The following is a 16,711-nucleotide window of genomic DNA, read 5'->3' as shown; positions in this document are numbered from 1 at the left end:
ATTAAAGCGTTAAGTTTAAACCGAATTGAATGGTGCGCGGCTGCGGCGGCACGCCATAATCGTATCCCTGTATGTTATCGCGACCGATGTTTGATTCCGGATCGGCACCTTTGTATTTGGTGAACAGCAGCAGGTTTGAACCTGTAACAAATACACGCAGGCGCTCAATTTTAGCCCTTTCGGTAAGTGATTTTGGCAATGTGTAACCAAATGACAGTGAGCGCAATCTCACAAACGAGCCATCTTCTAAAAAGCGGCTGTTCTCCTGTCTTGAATAGTTGGCATCAGTTAACCTTGGTACATCGGTAATTTGTCCGGGAGTTGTCCACCTGTCCAATTGTGAGGCCAGTAACACGCGGTTGGCATCCAGCGTACCGCCGGTTTCGCCCAGCATACGGTTGTGGTTCCATACTTTATTACCGAATGAGTAAGTAAAGAAGATACCCAGGTCAAAGCTTTTGTAGCTGAAGTTGTTGGTTAAACCACCAAAGAACTTAGGCCAGGTACTGCCGATAATCTGGCGGTCTTCGGCGGTAATTTTACCATCCTTATTTACATCTTCAAATACGGCATCACCGGTTTGAGGGTCAACAGATAGTTGTTTGTATAACCAGTAAGAGTACAGTGGTTTACCTTGTTGCAGGCGGATCAAATCGCGACCTGCGAAAGGAATATCGGCCTGGATCTTATCAATATTGTTTTTATTTTGTGAGATGTTGAACTCGGTGCTCCAGTTAAAGCTTTCTGTTTTAACGTTGGTAGAAGTAATGCCCAACTCGAAACCTTTATTGCTGATCTGCGCGAAGTTATTGAAGTAGCTTGGGAAACCTGCTATGGCGGCCAAAGGAATCTTCAATAATGCATCGCTGGTTTTTTTATTATAGTAGTTAAACTCAATGCCTAAACGATCGTTAAACAAGCCCAGATCTAACCCAACGCTGAACTGTGTAGTACGTTCCCAATGCAGCTGGCTGTTGCCTAACTGATATGGCGCCGTACCCGGACCTTCGCTGCCGCCGGCCTGGTCTGAATAGCCGTAACCGCCATTCCATAATCCGCGAGAGGCGAAATCGTCGATGCCCTCCTGGTTACCCACGCTACCATAGCTGGCGCGTAGTTTCAGATTGCTGATCTGCTGTACATCTTTCAGGAATTTCTCCTGGTTAATACGCCATGAAACACCCGCTCCCGGGAAAAAGCCCCAGCGTTTATCCGAACCGAATTTTGATGAGCCATCGGCACGTGCAGTAAACTCTAAATAATATTTTTTGGCATAATCATAACTCACCCTCGAAAAGAACGAAGCCAGCTTATTTACCGAGTTTGACTGCGATGCTGTTTGCAAAGCCGCCGATGAAATTTGAGTATATGAGTCGTTAGGGAAATTGGTACCTGTAGCGGTTACGTTCTTTACAAACTGCCCTTGTATGGTGTTACCAATAAGTACCCCAAAACTGTGGTTTTCAACTTTGTTATTATAGTTCAGCGTTTGCTCGTTAACCAAGGTTGACAACGCCGTTACGCTCTGCGTACCCTTACCACCGGCATTACCCAAAATGGTGTTCTTTTGCCAGTATTCGTTCTCTTCGTAGTTGTTGTAATCAACACCCACGCTCGAATGGAATTTTAAGTGCTTGCTGATCTCGATATCTAAATAGGTATTACCTATATAATGCAAACTGGTTGACCATAGGTTAACACGGCTGGTTAACGTGGCAATGTTATCAAAGTTCACCCATTTAAGCGGTGTGCCATTGGCATCAAATATGGGCAGGTAAGTTGGTATGTTTAACGATGCCTGTAACAGTGTACCATTACCTCCATTAGCCGGGCGGGCCTGGTTGCGGTAGCTTCTGCTCAGGGTATTGCTTGTACCTATAGAGATCTTGCTGCTGATCTTATGGTCGAGGTTGATCTTCATGCTCTCGCGCTCAAACGACATTGGTTTCCAGATAGATTCCTGGTTGGTATAACCGGCACCTAAGTAAAACTTCGTTTTTTCGGAACCTCCGCTGATGCCCAGATCATAATCGCGCAGGCTTGCGGTACGGTTCAGGTAACTCATACGATCATAAGTAGGCTGATCCTGGGGTAATCCCCTGCCTGCTACGCCATTCACAACCTCGCTGGCCGGTCTGAAAGGCTCGGCCTTGCCCATATTGCGGCTGTATTCGTTCACCAGTAAAGCATGCTCGGGACCAGTGGTAGTTTTCCATACCCTATCGGCTGGCGCTTTCGCGAAACCTTCTGTAGCGCTAAACTCTATTTTGGTTTTTTGTCCGTAATTACCACGTTTAGTGGTTACTATAACCACACCGTTAGCACCGCGCGAACCGTAAATAGCTATGGCAACGGCATCTTTCAGTACCTCGATACTTTGAATATCTGATGGATTGATATCCGCCAATGGCGATGTAGCCCTGTCCTGGCCAATGTTTTGCAGCGTACCGTTATTGGCAAATACACCGTCAATTACATATAGCGGACTATTGCTCGCGTTAATTGAAGTAGCTCCACGCACACGGATAAAGATATCAGAACCCGGTACACCAATGTTTGAATTGATTTGTACACCGGCCGCCTTGCCTTGCAATTGCGCATCGAAGCTGCCCTCGGGTATTGTTTTTGTTTTAGATGGATCTATTTTAGAAATGGAACCCACAACATCTTTACGTTGTTGTGTGCCGTAACCTACCACTACCACATCATTTAACTGTTGCGATGCCGGTTGAAGGCGAACTTCGATAGTGCCGCTGTTGGCCACAGTTTCCTGTGTGGTATAGCCTACAAAGGTTACAATAAGCGTGTACGGGAATTTTTGGCCGGTAACAAATTTGAATTTACCATCGCCATCGGTTGCTACCTGGTGGGTGGTACCTTTTATTGATACCGATGCACCCGGCAAGGTTTCTTTGGTTTGCGCGTCTACTACCCTACCCTCCAGTGTGGAGTTAATAATGGGTGTGTTTTGCGCCTTTGCCGCAAACGGAACTGTTAATATAAGGCTGATAAGCACAAGGGCCGTTTGCCTGTTAAAAAGCGAAAAGAAATTAGTAACACCCGGCTTTGCAAATGTTGAATTACGTGAATAAGCCGGTTTTTTGCTTACTAATGAGCTTTGCAGGGCGGTTTTATACCACTGCCCGGCATTGTCATTTTTTTGCATATTTTTACAATGTTTAATTATATGATTGATTCAGGTGCAACGCCAATTGATAACCTGTTTCAGTTTGATTGAATGCTGGGGAGGTGCCTCGTGCATCTCCTTTATGTTTATTACTGCTGTTTAAGCAGTTAACTGGTTTGATAAATGTTGTATTCCGTTAAACCTCCTTTTTAAATCAGGTAAAAGTTGAATGTTTTATTGACTGCCCCGTTGGCGGCAGTGCATACCCGTAGCATGAAAATTTATTTCGAGGCGCAACAAAACAAAGCTGTAAGCAGTTACAGTTAGGTATGAGCAATTAAAAAACCTGAAAAACTTTAAGACTTATCGGGATGGGATCAGCAACAACAACATACACATACTAAAATATTGTTGTCAATATTTAGCCATTGAGATGGAACAGTATGTGATAGCTTTTTCATTATTGAAAGTACATTGTGGTAATTGACAGCAAACTTATATAAAATAAACTACTAATCCTATAGATTTTATATTTTTTGTTAAATAATTTGTCAAACAGTGCTTCATACACAATATTTCATCCTTCAAAAAACCTCAAAAGACACAAAAAAACCTGCAATGCGTTATGCATTGCAGGTTTTTGAAATATTGAGGGAAATTATATCTTGTCTATACGAATCCATTGCATACCGGCGGCTTCGGCGGCTTTTACACCTGCATCGCCATCCTCAAACACCATACACTTTGCCGGATCGACACCCAGTGCTGTCGCGGCAGCCAAAAACGGATCGGCATGCGGCTTGCCATGCGGGGTTTCCCCGGCGCATACTAACACATCTGCCAATTCATATATACCGAGTATGCGCAACGTTTTTTCAACCGCGTGCCTGTGCCCTCCGGATACTATCCCTATCCTGATCTTACCCGCGTTGGCTTTCAAATGCTCTACCACAAAATCAATCGGCAAGGTGTCATCAATAAACTCGTCAAAAAATATCTTATAGCGTTGCTCGGCAAAAGTTACCGGGTCAAATGTGCTGTTAAAGCGTTTATTAATTTCTTCTACTACGTTAACTACCGGCCAGCCGGCCAGTTCGTCAACAATGGCGGCGCCATCCAGGTCAACACCGCTTTGGGCGGCCAGTTTTATAAAAGCTGCTTTATGGGCAGGCATATTATCGGCCAGGGTGCCGTCACAATCATATAAAAAAGCTTCGAAATCGCCGTCGGCCAGCTTGCTTAGGGCCCGGAATTTTTGGTCGGTATTTGCATTCATGTATACAAAAGTGTAAAAAATACACCAATGCTTCTGCTACAATTTTGTCAATAAAACATAAAATAGTTTCTTTAATAAAAACTTTTGATTTATATATTAATTTATTATTATATTTATATATAATTAACGTAACCAATTATGGACCGCTTATTCAAAATATTCGGGACAGTTTTACTCCTTTTAACACTTACAACTACCTACGGGCAAGATAAGCGCAGCTTCTCTATTGACTTTTACGACGGCACCTTTAACGCCGAGATCAACACCAATATGGTTGTCACGGCACCTGCCGAATTAAAACCGGCAGATATAAAAGCCTTTTACAGCAGCATTAACCAATCAGCCTATCAGCCATTGATGGATTCGCTTTTAGCTTATAAAAACGGCCACCACCTTAACGATTGGCTGTACTATCAGCTCATTCGTAAAACAGCGCAGGAAATAAGCCCCAAAGCTGATAATTACAGTCGCTATACCCTGTACAAATGGTTCCTGCTCGCCAAATCGGGCTATGATGCAAGGCTGGCGCTTACTGCCGACCATAAGGTGATATTTTATATTTATAACGATGAGGACATAAGCGATATTCCGTTTTTTGAGGTGAATAACAAAAAATACATGTGCCTCAATTACCACGATTATGCTAAAACAGACCTGCATAAGGATCCGCCCTACCCGGTAGATATTATAGTGCCAGAAGCTAAAAAAGCGTTCTCATACAAGGTTACCCGCATGCCCGATTTTAAACCCGAAAACTACGTAGAGAAAAAGCTGGAGTTTGAGTATAAGCACAAGGTATACCACTTTAATGTGAAGTTGAATAAGGACGTGCAAAGCATCTTCGCCAACTACCCGGGGGTTGATTTTGAATCGTATTTTAACATCCCGCTAAGCAAAGAAACTTACGGCTCGCTCATTCCGCTATTAAAGATAAACCTGGAAGGCATGAGCCAAAAGAAAGGCATCGATTACCTGATGCGTTTTACCCGCTACGCCTTTTTATATGAAGATGATGAGGAAAACTATGGCAAGGAAAAACGCCTGTCGCCCGAGGAAACCTTGTTTGCCCAATACAGCGATTGTGACGACCGGGCAGCTTTGTTCTTTTATTTGGTGCGCGAGATCTATAACAAACCAATGATAGCCATGCTGTATCCTACACACATTACCATAGCAGTACAGCTTGATAAACCTGTAGGCAAACCTATAGTTTACAAGGGCAAAACCTATTCGGTATGCGAACCTACCCTGCAACCCGAAGACCTGCGCATTGGCCAGATCTCCTCCAAACTTAAAAATACGCCTTTCCAGATCGTGTACCATTATGAGCCGGAAATAGTAAGATTTTAACCAGTACCTTTTACAACACAAAGCGCCGTGTATTTCTTGTACACGGCGCTTTGCTTTTTATGGTAGTTGTTTATACTAATCTTTTCGCTACGGCATCCCAGTTTACCACATTCCAAAAACCGGCGATGTATTCAGGTCTGCGGTTTTGGTATTTCAGGTAATAAGCGTGCTCCCACACATCAAGCGCTAAAAGCGGAGTACCTTTTACTTCGGCATTGTCAAATAGCGGGTTATCCTGGTTAGCGGTTGAAGTTACTTTTAGCTTACCGCCATCATTAACCAACCATGCCCAACCCGAACCAAAACGTTTGGTAGCGGCATCATTAAATTCAGTCTTAAATTTATCAAGCGAACCAAATGAAGCAGTGATAGCATCAGCCAGTTTACCGTTTGGGCCTGCACCACCCGGTGCACGCAGGCTTAACCAAAAGAAATTATGGTTCCAGGCGCCGCCTGCATTGTTACGTGCTTTTGCCGATAATTTTGAAGCATTGGCAAAAAATTCCTTTTCGGTAGTGTAGGGTATCTTTTCGGCAACTATGGCATCGTTTACATTTTTAATGTAAGCGGTGTGGTGCTTGGTATAATGTATTTCGTTGGTTAAAGCATCAATGCTTGGCTCCAGGTCGGCATATTTAAATGGCAATGCCACCTGTGTAAATTTAAAAGGCTCGGCACCTGCTAATGCATCGGCGGCAAACGCGCCTTTGGCCTGTAAACCTACCGCTATTGCCGCTGTAGCGGTTAAACTTGTTTGTATGAATTTTCGGCGACTTTTATTTTCCATGTCTTTATATTGATATGATGTATTTCGAACTGCAATTTATAAGATAAAGTATTCATATTCTCAACAATTACCTTATGCAACGGTTTTTTGACATTGCAAGTAATTTTTACAGACGTCGCGGGCAGATTCGAACTGCCGTATAAGGTTTTGCAGACCCCCACCTCTCCTCTCGGTCACGCGACTGTTTTGTGTTATTGAGTGATTTGGTGAATGAGTGATTGAGTGGGCACGATAACTAATTAACCTACAATGTTGTTATCACACCCTGCACTCATTCATCAAATTGCTCAATAAATTATTTGTTGGGTTGCGGTGTTAAGCGCAAATAAGGTTTAACCTGGGTAAAACCTTTAGGAAATTTGGCCGGGATATCTTCTGTCTTAATCGCGGGTACTACTACCACGTCCTCGCCTTCTTTCCAGTCGGCAGGTGTGGCTACGCTGTAGTTGGCGGTTAGCTGTAATGAATCTATCACCCGTAATATTTCCTGAAAATTCCTTCCGGTTGATGCAGGGTAAGTTATGATCAGTTTAATGGTTTTATCGGGCGCTATGATGAATAATGATCTTACCGTTGCGGTTAGCGATGCATTCGGGTGGATCATATCATAAGCCTCGGCTATTTCGCGGTGCTCATCCGCTATGATCGGGAAGTTCACTTCCACATTCTGGGTTTCGTTAATGTCCTGTATCCAGCCTTTGTGCGATTCTACTCCGTCAACACTTAAGGCAACTACCTTTACATCGCGTTTATCAAACTCATCTTTTAATGATGCCGTGCGGCCAAGCTCGGTAGTACATACAGGTGTATAGTCAGCAGGGTGCGAGAACAGCACGCCCCAGCTGTCCCCTAAAAATTCGTAAAAATCGATTTCGCCTAATGATGTTTGCGCCGTAAAGTTGGGCGCTTTGTCTCCTAATCGTAAACTCATGGTGATTATGTATTTATGTTGTTTGTATCCTAATTAATTATGCGGCAACCGAATCATAAACTGCTGCCAATACGCTTACTGCATGGTCAATTTCGGCAGCGGTATTGTATTTACTGAACGAAAAACGAATGGTGTTCCTCGATGCATCGGCATTGATGGCCTGTAATACATGCGATGCCGAACCGGTAGAGCAGGCACTGCCGCCTGATACCGATATATTGTTTTGATCGAGATAAGCTAACAGATCGAAAGCATTGGCGTTAACCGGCAAGCTCGCGCTTAGCACAGTGTAAAGGCTTTTATCTGCAATGGCCGAATTACCATTGAAATATACATCGCCAACCTGCTCCTGTAGTTTATAGATCATCCTGTTTTTTAATGTTTGTATATATTTTTGATGCTCATCAATATCGCGGTAAGCTATTTCCAACGCTTTTGCCAAACCAATTATACCGTGAATATTCTCGGTACCTGCCCTTAATTTGCGCTCCTGCGAGCCGCCATGTAATAACCTCGAAAGCTGTACACCATCGCGGCAGTAAAGAAAACCTACCCCTTTTGGCCCATGAAACTTGTGTGCCGAAGCTGCTATAAAATGCGTTTTTAGTTTTGACAGATCGTGGCGGTAATGCCCGATGGTTTGAACTGTGTCTGAATGAAAAATTGCCCTGTAGCTACAACAGACCTCGCCGATCAATTCGATATCGTTCAGGTTACCAATTTCATTATTGGCATGCATTACCGATACCAGCGAACGTGTATTGTTTTGCAACAAGGTTTCGAGGTGATCGATATCAAGGTTACCCCTGCTATCTATATTGATGAAGCTTAATTTTATTTCGCCCTGTTTTTGCAGCTCTTCCAGTGTGTGCAGTACCGCGTGGTGCTCAAAGGGCGTAGTAATTACGTGTTTTATTTGATGAGAACGTACGCTTGATAGTATGGCAGTATTATCGGCCTCGGTGCCGCCGCTGGTAAAGATGATCTCGTTTGGCGAGGCGTTCAGTAAACCTGCAATGGTTTGCCTTGCCTGCTCAATAGCGCTTTTTACCTGCCTGCCATGCTCGTGATGCGACGAAGGGTTTCCGAAAAATTCGAGTAAGTAAGGGGTGATGGTGGTAAATACCTCGCTATCGAGTTGAGTAGTTGCGGCGTTATCAAGGTAAATTCTCATTTTGTTTCTCTTTTTTATAAATCGTTAACAGTTATGTTTTTGTATCGACTTATCCGGAAAAGAGGCAAAAAAGAAAAGCTACTGAGCGAGTCTTAAAATATTTGTCATCTTATCTTCCTCCTTTGTGGCGGAGCAGGAATTAGCACCTTTTACAAGCTCAAGAGCCGGTACAGGTTGCTAAGACGTCATAGGGCCTTTCCCTCTGTCTTTCTGGATAAGTATAATAAAGAACAATTATTATGATGCAAACATACATATTTAAACTACTATTTACATAGATTTTATAGTTTTTATTTGAAATAATTTATTTAATACTGATTTACAGCTAAATAAAAATGCGCCCGGTAATTAAACCAGACGCTTTTTTCTCTATTTAGGTTGTTGAAAAGCTCAATTAGCAGATCATCTGCCCGCAAAATATTGCTCGCAAAGACCGAATGACAGCGTCATCCCGTTGCCGCCAACACCGTTGATAATGGTTACACCCGGTTCCGGATCGGTTATAAATTCAGTTTCGCCGTTCATCATTTTGGGGTAGATACCATGCCACGATTGCAACAGTTTCCAGTCTTTAAAAGTAGCGAAGGTATGCAGGTAATCGGTAATTAGTTTGTTAATGAATTCCTTATCGAACGGGTCATGCACCAAACCATATTCGTGCGAATCGCCTATGGTGAGCTCGCCGCCGCCATTCTGCGATACCATTACGTGGATGCCCCATTTTAAATGTTCAGCATATTGCTCCTCATAACGTTGCTTAAGCGCAGGCAATGATGCCGCGATTTGAAAACCCGGATAATGGATCATAGATAAACCACCGCAAAGCGACGGACCTATGCGCCAACCTTCGGGCTGGGTAACCAAACGCATCATTTGCAATTTACATTTGCTGATATTGGTTTGCAGGAATAATTCGGGATACAGGGTTTCAAAATCGGCACCGCTACATACAAATATTTCGTCGGCCTCCCAGGTACGTTTACCGGAGTAAACCTTTGGCGCTTGAATTTGGCTTATGGCCGTGTTCCAGTGAAACTCTACACCAAACTTGCCGGCAAGGTATGCGGCCACCTGCCCTACTGCTACCCGCGACTCGATGATCATTTCCTCACCGCTCCATAAAGCACCCTTTAAACCATCCGGGTTTACAGCCGGTGATCTTTGCAGCGCTTCGGCCGGTGTAAGTAAGGCACAGTCGCGGTCATTTTTGTTGGCTTCCACATAGTCGGCAATTACCTGTAGCTCATCATCGTGATAAGCCAAGTGCAGCGAGCCAACTTCGTCATGCCAAATATCGGCTTCGGTACAAACTGTTTTCCAGATGCTGCGCGATAACATGGCCCTTTCAAACATTGGCCCGGTGGCCTGCCCTATTGGCCACACCATACCAAAATTACGTATTGATGCACCCACAGCACGCTCGTTACGTTCAAATACGGTGACTTTATAACCTCGTGTAGCCAGTGCCCTTGTCGTTGCAAGGCCCACTATGCCTGCTCCTATAACTATTGCCGACTTTTGTTTCATACCGTGATGATGTTTAAATTTTTGGCGCTTTTGTTACTTTTTCGCGCACTTTGTAAAAAATATATTAATGACATTACCGCGCTTACGCCGCCAACTATGGCAACGATCAAAACGCCTTCCTTAAAAAACGCGCCCCAGCTAATGGTAGGTCTGCCAAGTTCTTTGATAAGTAATACGCTTACGCTGCCCAAATATCCGGCGGCATCGGCTATGTACATCACAAAACCCACGTTGCTTCGGTATTTAAATGAAGCGATCATCCGCTCGAAGAAAATAGCGTTGTAAGGTACATAACCCAGGTATAAACCTAATCCGGCCATAGTCATCCATGTTATTGCGCTGATGGCTTCCAGATCAAACAATATGGTTGACACGCCTACCAGCACACAGCCGCCGATGATCATGAGGTGAATAACGCTGAATGCCCGTAAGTTCTTTTTAATGAGGATGAGCAAGCTCATGGCTACCAGTACAATAACAGAGATAAGCGTATCGATATTAGTATAAATGCTATTGCTTTTCACACCCAGATCGGCCCATATCTCTACCTCGAAATTATCGCGTACATCGCGCATTATGGTGAGCAATACGTAAATGATAAGCGTGAGAATAATACCCGGCAAAAAACGTATGATAAATTGCCTGCGTTCGGCGGCGTTCATAGGTGTGCGCTCGGCACGCTGTTGTTTATCTTCCGCGGATGGTTGTGGTATCAGTTCCAAACAAAAAACGAACAGCAGCAGAGGCAGCACAAAAATAGCCCCGGTGATAAACGGCATCCAATATTCGTTTATATGGAACGCGCTAAGCAGCGTACGCCCCACCGTTTTTACAAAACCCGACGCGAATATTAAACTTATAGACATAACGGCTGCCATAAACTCGGTTGAGCGGCGGCCTTCGAGATACCCGAAGACCAACCCCCATATCATACCGAGCGGAAAACCGTTGATAAAAAGAAAAACTATATTGTAAGGTGCAGGTACAAATGCAAAACCCAGCAAAGCCAGCCATGATACACCGATGAGCAGCAATATGCTTTGCGCCCGCTTGGCCGGGTTTACTTCGGCAATAAATTTTATACCATAAAACTTACTGAAGGTGTAACCAACCACCTGCGCTATTACCAGCCAAACTTTGTAATCAACATTAAAATAGTGCTGACCGGTAAATGTACCTGCTGCAAAAGCCTTGCGGAAAGCGTACATAGAAGTGTAAGCGCCAAAAGCAGAAACCGCTGCCATTACCGATAATAAAGCGTAAGGCCAGCCCGCGACCTTTGCGCGCAAATTGTTAATGATACTCATTTTATTTGGCGCTAACTATGTCAACAATTTGTGCTATATCGTCAATTATATGGGTTGGATGGTAGGCTTCCAGCTCGGCGCGGGTGAATGTGCCTGTGGTTATGCCTATCACATATTTACAACCTGCGTTTTGGCCTTCGCGTACATCAACCTCGGTATCGCCAATTTTGGCCACTTCTTTTCCGGTTTTAATGCCGGCGGCATCCATCATTTTTTGGATCATGTACGGGTGCGGGCGACCAAGTTCTACCTCGTCAGACCCTACCAAATAATCGATCAACCCTTTCTCCTGCCATTGCAGACGGTTTACGATGGCATCGGCAATATCGCGCGAAAAACCCGTATTGATACCTATCTGTATATTTTTGGCGCGGAGCGCGGCAAATGTTTCTTCTACATTGGGCAATGGCTCAATACCGGGCGCTTGCCGGTAGTGCAGTATCATTTGCTGTACAAACTCTTTATGTATTTTGCCTACCAGTTCGGCAGTGATCTTTTCTTCGCGACGCTCGTGCAGGCGCAGCATTTGCCTGATGGCCTGATTTTTTTCGTAGCCCATCAACGGATCGATCAGCTCGACCGGAACCTCGTAACCAAACTTTTTCAGCGCCGCTTGGAAGGCTTTGCTTACATCATGGTCGTCTTTAACCGTGGTACCGGCTATATCAAATACTACTAATTTTATTGCCATTTATCGCACAAACAAAGTTTAACAATACTAAACTTTGTTTATTAAAATCAAACTAATTTTGTGTTAAAGTATAGTTAAGTATTCATGGCGAAATAAAACCGGCTATTTTTTATCCTCAAAGAAGTAAATCACCAGCATGGTAGCTCCCGTATCAGTAAGGCTGCGTGGCGTGTGGGGTATACGACCGTCAAAAAGCATCGAATCGCCTTCGTTAAGCGCTATCAGGTCATCATTAAACTGATACTCTACCCTGCCTTTTAATATATACTTATACTCAAAAGCTTCGGTTTCTACCAACGGACGATTAGCATCGGGTGTTAACTCCAGTATAACGATATCAATGGTTGATTGCTGTATTGATTGTGTGAAGATACGCTGGTAACTGAAACCATTAGCATGCTCCTTCTCAAAATGATCGTAATCTTCCTTACGTTTTATAAGTATAGGCTGCTGATTATCTTTTGAGCGGATATCTTTAAAGAACTCGTTCAAATCTATATCCAACGATTTAATAATATCTATCAATACTATTAACGATGGTATAGTGCGGCTGTTCTCAATTTGTGAAATAAGTCCCTTACTTACATTGGCCCTTATGGCAAGTTCCTGTACGGTTATATTTTTTTCGCGGCGACGTTCTTTTATTCGGTTACTTATCTGTAGCAGGATATCCTCTTCCATTGGTATAAGGTAGTTTTAAAAGTTACAAAGTAACTAATAAGCAAGTGCATTAGAAATAGGTTAACGGGTTAATATCTTTTAAACAAAAAAGCAACGGATGCTCATGGAGATATAAAAACCTGAATTCCAAATAGTTTAATAAAAACTTAACATACTGTTAGCCGCTCACCAATAGCACAATGTTACAAACACTTAATATTTTCATAATATGGTTATCCTGTTTTATGTATAAAAACATAACGGCAATCATCTTATATCAAAAAAATCAAAGTCGCGGTAGCATAATAGTTACCGCGACTTTTTTGTGTGGTTTGCTTATAAAAGGTAAATTATTGTAAATTCACTGCCTAAACCTGCCGTATGGCCAAACCAGCTATTTTGTGAGTGATTATTTTTTGTTTATTGATACCGAAGCTTCCGGGTTGCCCAAAAACTGGTCGGTGCCTTACACGGCTGTCGATAACTGGCCTCACGCGGTTCAGGTTTCATGGATAATTTACAATCACGATCGTGAGGAAATAAAACGGCAGGACCACTACATCCGCAATACTGATTTCGAGATCAGCGAATCGGCCCTGCGCGTGCATGGCATTACCGATGAATACCTTGCCCAACATGGCAAAAGCCGCAGCGAGGTAATGAATTTACTGGTGAACGATATGCTGAGGTTCAGGCCAATGGTTATAGGCCATTTTATTAAGCTCGATTATTACGTGATCAGCGCCGACCTGCACCGTGCAGGCATTGATAACCCATTGCATACCCTGCCCGTTTTTTGCACCATGCTCGCCTCCAAATACCTGGCCCGCAACCCTATGCCACGGCAGCTGCGGCTGGATGAATTATACAGGGTACTTTTTTACAAAGAACTGGAAGGCCAGCATAACGCGCTGGTGGATACCGAGGCTACCGCCGAATGCTATTTTGAACTGCTTAACCGCGGAGAAATTACTTCTAAACTTATTGATGAGCAAAACGCGGAAGCTGCTAAGTGGCGAAATCCTACAGGCAAAAATACGGGTTGCGTATTGCCCGCGTTATTAGTAGTATTGATAGGCATTTTAATCTTTTATCTGGTATGAATGAACGATTGGAATTTCTTAAAAGCGTAACTCCGTTTAACCTGCTCCCCGAAGATACGCTGCTGCAAGTGGCCGATCAGTTACAGGAGATCAGCTATAATAAAGACACCATTATTTATCAGCAGGAAATAACCAAGATGAATGGTGTGGATATTATTGTAAAAGGCCATTACGAATCCTTTTTTTACGATAGCGCCCAAAATAAACGATTGGTTGAAATACACGAACCCGGCTTTTGCTATGGTGGCGTATCCGTATTGCTGAACAGGCGACAATCATTACGTACGGTAATGGCTACCAAGGGTACTACAGTTTACTTTTTGCACCGCCGCGATTTCAGGGCGCTTTGCAAATCGAACGAAGCCTTTTTCCAGTACTTTTCGTCGGAGTTTGGCAAACGCATGCAGAACGAAGAGTTTGTGCATTTTTTTAAGCGCCCCACAGCCGTTGAAGAAGATTATTCGGCTGCGGATCAGCTGTATTCGCGGAAGATAGAGAGTATTGAGTACCGCTCGATTGTAAAATGCAGCAGCCTTACCCCTATCCACGAAGCGGCGCGTATTATGGCAGCGCAAAAGGTGAGCTGCCTTTTCATCTGCAACGAGCAACATAAAATAGAAGGTTACGTAACCGATATTACCCTGCGCGATAAGGTGATAGCACAACAACGCAATCCGCAGGATGCCATTAACACCGTAATGGATAAACCGGTAGTAAGTGTTGATGCCGAGGCTTATGTGTATGAGGCCTTGCTGATGATGTTCAGCACCAAAACACGTTATCTGCTGGTAAAACGCGATGGAGATTATATCGGTTTTTTAAGCCGCAACAAGTTATTGAGCGAGCAGGCGCAATCGCCGCTGGTATTTATCCAGTCGGTAAAGTCGGCTGTATCTGATGATGAATTGAAGCGCAAATGGGATGCCGTGCCAGCCTTTGTAAACCAGCTTTTACAGCGTGGTGTACATGCCCAGATAGCCAACCAGGTAGTAACTACTATTGCCGATACCATTGCCCAAAAAGTAATTGAGCATGTAATTGCCGGTTTAGGGCAGCCGCCTGCCAAATTTGTTTTTATGGTGCTGGGCAGCGAAGGCCGTAAAGAGCAAACCTTTAAAACCGACCAGGATAACGCCATTATTTACGAAGACAAGGCCAACGAACACCGCGAACTGGTAAGGGATTATTTCCTGGAATTTGCCACGCAGGTATCAACCAAGCTGGATACCATTGGCTTTAGCTTTTGTACCGGCGGCTTTATGGCGCAAAACCCAAAGTGGACGCATTCGCTATCGCACTGGAAAAAGAATTACGAGGAATGGATGGATGAATCAGTACCGGAAACGGTGATCAATTTTTCTACCTTTTTTGATTGCCGCACCATTTATGGCGATGATACCATTATGGATGAGCTTCATGATTTTTTGGGCGAAAAGTTACAGGAACCATTAGGCCGCTTGTTTTTCCACATGGCTAAAAACGCGTTGCAATACGAGCCGCCGTTAACCTTTTTTAACAATATCCGCACCTTTACTAAAGACTCCCGCGAGGTGTTCGATATAAAAAAAGCGATGTCGCCCATTGTTGACCTGGTGAGGGTTTACGCGCTAAAGAACAGCATTTTTGAAGTAAATACAGGTGAGCGGATGAAAGCGCTGAAAGAGAAAAGCATCTTCACCGATGCCGAGTATAACGAGCTAACGCAATCGTACTATTTTTTGATGAGCATGCGGCTTAAAAACCAAACCATCCAGCTACTGCACGATCATACATCGCCTGATAACTACATAGATATTTCGGGATTGAGCAAAATTGAGCGGGTTACACTGAAGGAGATCTTTAAGGTGATTCAAAATTTTCAAACTAAAATAAAACTCACCTTTACCAGCAGCTTGCTTGGGTAACATAAAACTTGTAACGATTACGGTTAACAGACAGGCCTCGCGCCGTCATTTGCAACCGTAATCGTGTATTTTACTTGGCTAAAGTCAGTATAATTAGCGCGGTGTTCAGTAATAGCAAAGCAGGTTGTGCTATTAAAGAAAAATTCTGTAATTTCTCGCTGCGGATGGCGCGTTTGTTTTGCGCCACATAAACAATGTCCTGGTTTTGCAGTACAATTGCCGGGTTGGTGAGCGAATTGATATCACTCAAATTGATCACCGTGGTTTGCGGATTTGATGTACCCCCGCGAATGATCTTTATCGTTTTTTCGTTCGCCTTATCGGTTAATCCACCGGCCTCGCCGATGATGTCAACCAACGTGGTTTTATCTTTAATTAACGGGTAGTTGCCGGGCACTTTTATTTCGCCAAAAAGGGTAACTTTCAGGTTAACTATCTTCACCTCAATAATGGGGTCTTTAAGCAGTTTTTCTTTGTATGATGCCTCTATTTTCTTTGCAGCTTCCAGTCTTGATAAACCCGCCACCGGGATGCGGCCTATAACCGGTAAGGCCACTGTTCCGTCTTCTTCCACCTGGTAAGCCTGGCCCTGCGCGTTGGCTGATGAAGATGAGCCACCGCCTGATGGCGTGGCAGCCGATGAAACATCTTCAACTATGTATTTGATATTTTGCAGGTTACGCACCTGCAAAATATCCTGTGGTTTAATTTTATATATCGGTGCTTCGTAGCCTGTGTTGCTTACAGGTGCCGCGCCCACCGGATTTTCAAAAAGCACCTGGTTTTGCTTGTACGAGCACGAACTGAATAACACTGTGGCCATGCTGATGAGGCAAAGCAAAGTAAGAAACTGTTTTTTTATAGGCATATATGG

General features: G+C 43.8%; 13 protein-coding genes, 1 tRNA gene and 1 riboswitch. Of the genes, 3 read left to right on the top strand and 11 right to left on the bottom strand.

The window, feature by feature from the left end; translation table 11 throughout:
• Position 1: 1 nt before the first annotated feature.
• Together ABD894_RS20460 and ABD894_RS20455 are read right to left on the bottom strand one after the other, a co-directional pair.
• The gene (locus tag ABD894_RS20460; RefSeq protein WP_345212935.1) at positions 2-3,166 is read right to left on the bottom strand and encodes a SusC/RagA family TonB-linked outer membrane protein; all 3,165 of its coding nucleotides are present in this window, start codon (positions 3,164-3,166) and stop codon (positions 2-4) included.
• Between the two features lie 619 nt (positions 3,167-3,785).
• On the bottom strand, positions 3,786-4,403 hold the full coding sequence (locus ABD894_RS20455) for an HAD family hydrolase (RefSeq protein ID WP_345212934.1): 618 nt from the start codon (positions 4,401-4,403) through the stop codon (positions 3,786-3,788).
• 138 nt (positions 4,404-4,541) lie between these two features.
• Here ABD894_RS20455 and ABD894_RS20450 point away from each other — a divergent pair, with 138 nt between their 5' ends.
• Entirely contained in the window at positions 4,542-5,753 is a 1,212-nt protein-coding gene (locus tag ABD894_RS20450) for a hypothetical protein (RefSeq protein ID WP_345212933.1), read from the top strand.
• A 70-nt stretch (positions 5,754-5,823) separates the two neighbouring features.
• On the opposite strand, the gene ABD894_RS20445 is transcribed toward ABD894_RS20450, so the two are convergent.
• From ABD894_RS20445 to ABD894_RS20410, 8 genes are all read right to left on the bottom strand, one after another.
• The gene (locus tag ABD894_RS20445; protein WP_345212932.1) at positions 5,824-6,540 is read right to left on the bottom strand and encodes a superoxide dismutase; all 717 of its coding nucleotides are present in this window, start codon (positions 6,538-6,540) and stop codon (positions 5,824-5,826) included.
• A gap of 112 nt (positions 6,541-6,652) precedes the next feature.
• Positions 6,653-6,723: transfer RNA gene (locus tag ABD894_RS20440), tRNA-Cys, on the bottom strand.
• Positions 6,724-6,835: 112 nt separating this feature from the next.
• The gene (locus tag ABD894_RS20435) at positions 6,836-7,471 is read right to left on the bottom strand and encodes a peroxiredoxin (RefSeq protein ID WP_345209172.1); all 636 of its coding nucleotides are present in this window, start codon (positions 7,469-7,471) and stop codon (positions 6,836-6,838) included.
• Positions 7,472-7,508: 37 nt separating this feature from the next.
• Complete coding sequence (locus tag ABD894_RS20430) at positions 7,509-8,645, bottom strand: cysteine desulfurase family protein (RefSeq protein WP_345212931.1); 1,137 nt, start codon at positions 8,643-8,645, stop codon at positions 7,509-7,511.
• Between the two features lie 106 nt (positions 8,646-8,751).
• A riboswitch (SAM riboswitch) is annotated at positions 8,752-8,866 on the bottom strand.
• 181 nt (positions 8,867-9,047) lie between these two features.
• A complete protein-coding gene (locus ABD894_RS20425) occupies positions 9,048-10,172 on the bottom strand; it encodes a TIGR03364 family FAD-dependent oxidoreductase (protein ID WP_345212930.1) in 1,125 nt (374 codons plus the stop codon).
• Positions 10,169-11,479 (bottom strand): DUF5690 family protein, encoded by a 1,311-nt coding sequence (locus tag ABD894_RS20420; RefSeq protein WP_345212929.1) that lies wholly within the window; start codon positions 11,477-11,479, stop codon positions 10,169-10,171. Before ABD894_RS20420 ends, ABD894_RS20425 begins: the two co-directional genes overlap by 4 nt.
• Position 11,480: 1 nt before the next feature.
• A complete protein-coding gene (locus ABD894_RS20415; protein WP_345212928.1) occupies positions 11,481-12,170 on the bottom strand; it encodes an HAD-IA family hydrolase in 690 nt (229 codons plus the stop codon).
• 102 nt (positions 12,171-12,272) lie between these two features.
• On the bottom strand, positions 12,273-12,851 hold the full coding sequence (locus tag ABD894_RS20410) for a helix-turn-helix domain-containing protein (RefSeq protein WP_345212927.1): 579 nt from the start codon (positions 12,849-12,851) through the stop codon (positions 12,273-12,275).
• Between the two features lie 380 nt (positions 12,852-13,231).
• Between ABD894_RS20410 and ABD894_RS20405 the strand changes: the two genes are divergently transcribed.
• Together ABD894_RS20405 and ABD894_RS20400 are read left to right on the top strand one after the other, a co-directional pair.
• Entirely contained in the window at positions 13,232-13,933 is a 702-nt protein-coding gene (locus ABD894_RS20405; RefSeq protein WP_345212926.1) for a 3'-5' exonuclease, read from the top strand.
• Positions 13,930-15,837 carry a DUF294 nucleotidyltransferase-like domain-containing protein gene (locus ABD894_RS20400; RefSeq protein WP_345212925.1) on the top strand — a complete coding sequence of 636 codons (1,908 nt, stop codon included), beginning with the start codon at positions 13,930-13,932 and terminating at the stop codon, positions 15,835-15,837. The genes ABD894_RS20405 and ABD894_RS20400 overlap by 4 nt, the downstream gene beginning before the upstream one ends.
• A 70-nt stretch (positions 15,838-15,907) precedes the next feature.
• On the opposite strand, the gene ABD894_RS20395 is transcribed toward ABD894_RS20400, so the two are convergent.
• Positions 15,908-16,705, bottom strand: coding sequence for a polysaccharide biosynthesis/export family protein (locus tag ABD894_RS20395; RefSeq protein ID WP_345212924.1), 798 nt, complete (start codon positions 16,703-16,705; stop codon positions 15,908-15,910).
• Positions 16,706-16,711 lie beyond the last annotated feature (6 nt).

Origin of the sequence: Mucilaginibacter gynuensis, assembly GCF_039541195.1 — a bacterium.
Classification (GTDB): domain Bacteria; phylum Bacteroidota; class Bacteroidia; order Sphingobacteriales; family Sphingobacteriaceae; genus Mucilaginibacter; species Mucilaginibacter gynuensis.
Note: the sequence above shows the minus strand (reverse complement) of the source record. Positions and strands in the feature narration are given on the sequence as shown.

What these genes read in the sequence shown, in the direction of transcription:
- ABD894_RS20395 (WP_345212924.1), bottom strand. Translation starts at nt 16,705, where the DNA reads ATGCCTATAAAAAAACAGTTTCTTACTTTGCTTTGCCTCATCAGCATG.
- ABD894_RS20435 (WP_345209172.1), bottom strand. Translation starts at nt 7,471, where the DNA reads ATGAGTTTACGATTAGGAGACAAAGCGCCCAACTTTACGGCGCAAACA.
- ABD894_RS20400 (WP_345212925.1), top strand. Translation starts at nt 13,930, where the DNA reads ATGAATGAACGATTGGAATTTCTTAAAAGCGTAACTCCGTTTAACCTG.
- ABD894_RS20420 (WP_345212929.1), bottom strand. Translation starts at nt 11,479, where the DNA reads ATGAGTATCATTAACAATTTGCGCGCAAAGGTCGCGGGCTGGCCTTAC.
- ABD894_RS20415 (WP_345212928.1), bottom strand. Translation starts at nt 12,170, where the DNA reads ATGGCAATAAAATTAGTAGTATTTGATATAGCCGGTACCACGGTTAAA.
- ABD894_RS20450 (WP_345212933.1), top strand. Translation starts at nt 4,542, where the DNA reads ATGGACCGCTTATTCAAAATATTCGGGACAGTTTTACTCCTTTTAACA.
- ABD894_RS20425 (WP_345212930.1), bottom strand. Translation starts at nt 10,172, where the DNA reads ATGAAACAAAAGTCGGCAATAGTTATAGGAGCAGGCATAGTGGGCCTT.
- ABD894_RS20445 (WP_345212932.1), bottom strand. Translation starts at nt 6,540, where the DNA reads ATGGAAAATAAAAGTCGCCGAAAATTCATACAAACAAGTTTAACCGCT.
- ABD894_RS20430 (WP_345212931.1), bottom strand. Translation starts at nt 8,645, where the DNA reads ATGAGAATTTACCTTGATAACGCCGCAACTACTCAACTCGATAGCGAG.
- ABD894_RS20460 (WP_345212935.1), bottom strand. Translation starts at nt 3,166, where the DNA reads ATGCAAAAAAATGACAATGCCGGGCAGTGGTATAAAACCGCCCTGCAA.
- ABD894_RS20455 (WP_345212934.1), bottom strand. Translation starts at nt 4,403, where the DNA reads ATGAATGCAAATACCGACCAAAAATTCCGGGCCCTAAGCAAGCTGGCC.
- ABD894_RS20410 (WP_345212927.1), bottom strand. Translation starts at nt 12,851, where the DNA reads ATGGAAGAGGATATCCTGCTACAGATAAGTAACCGAATAAAAGAACGT.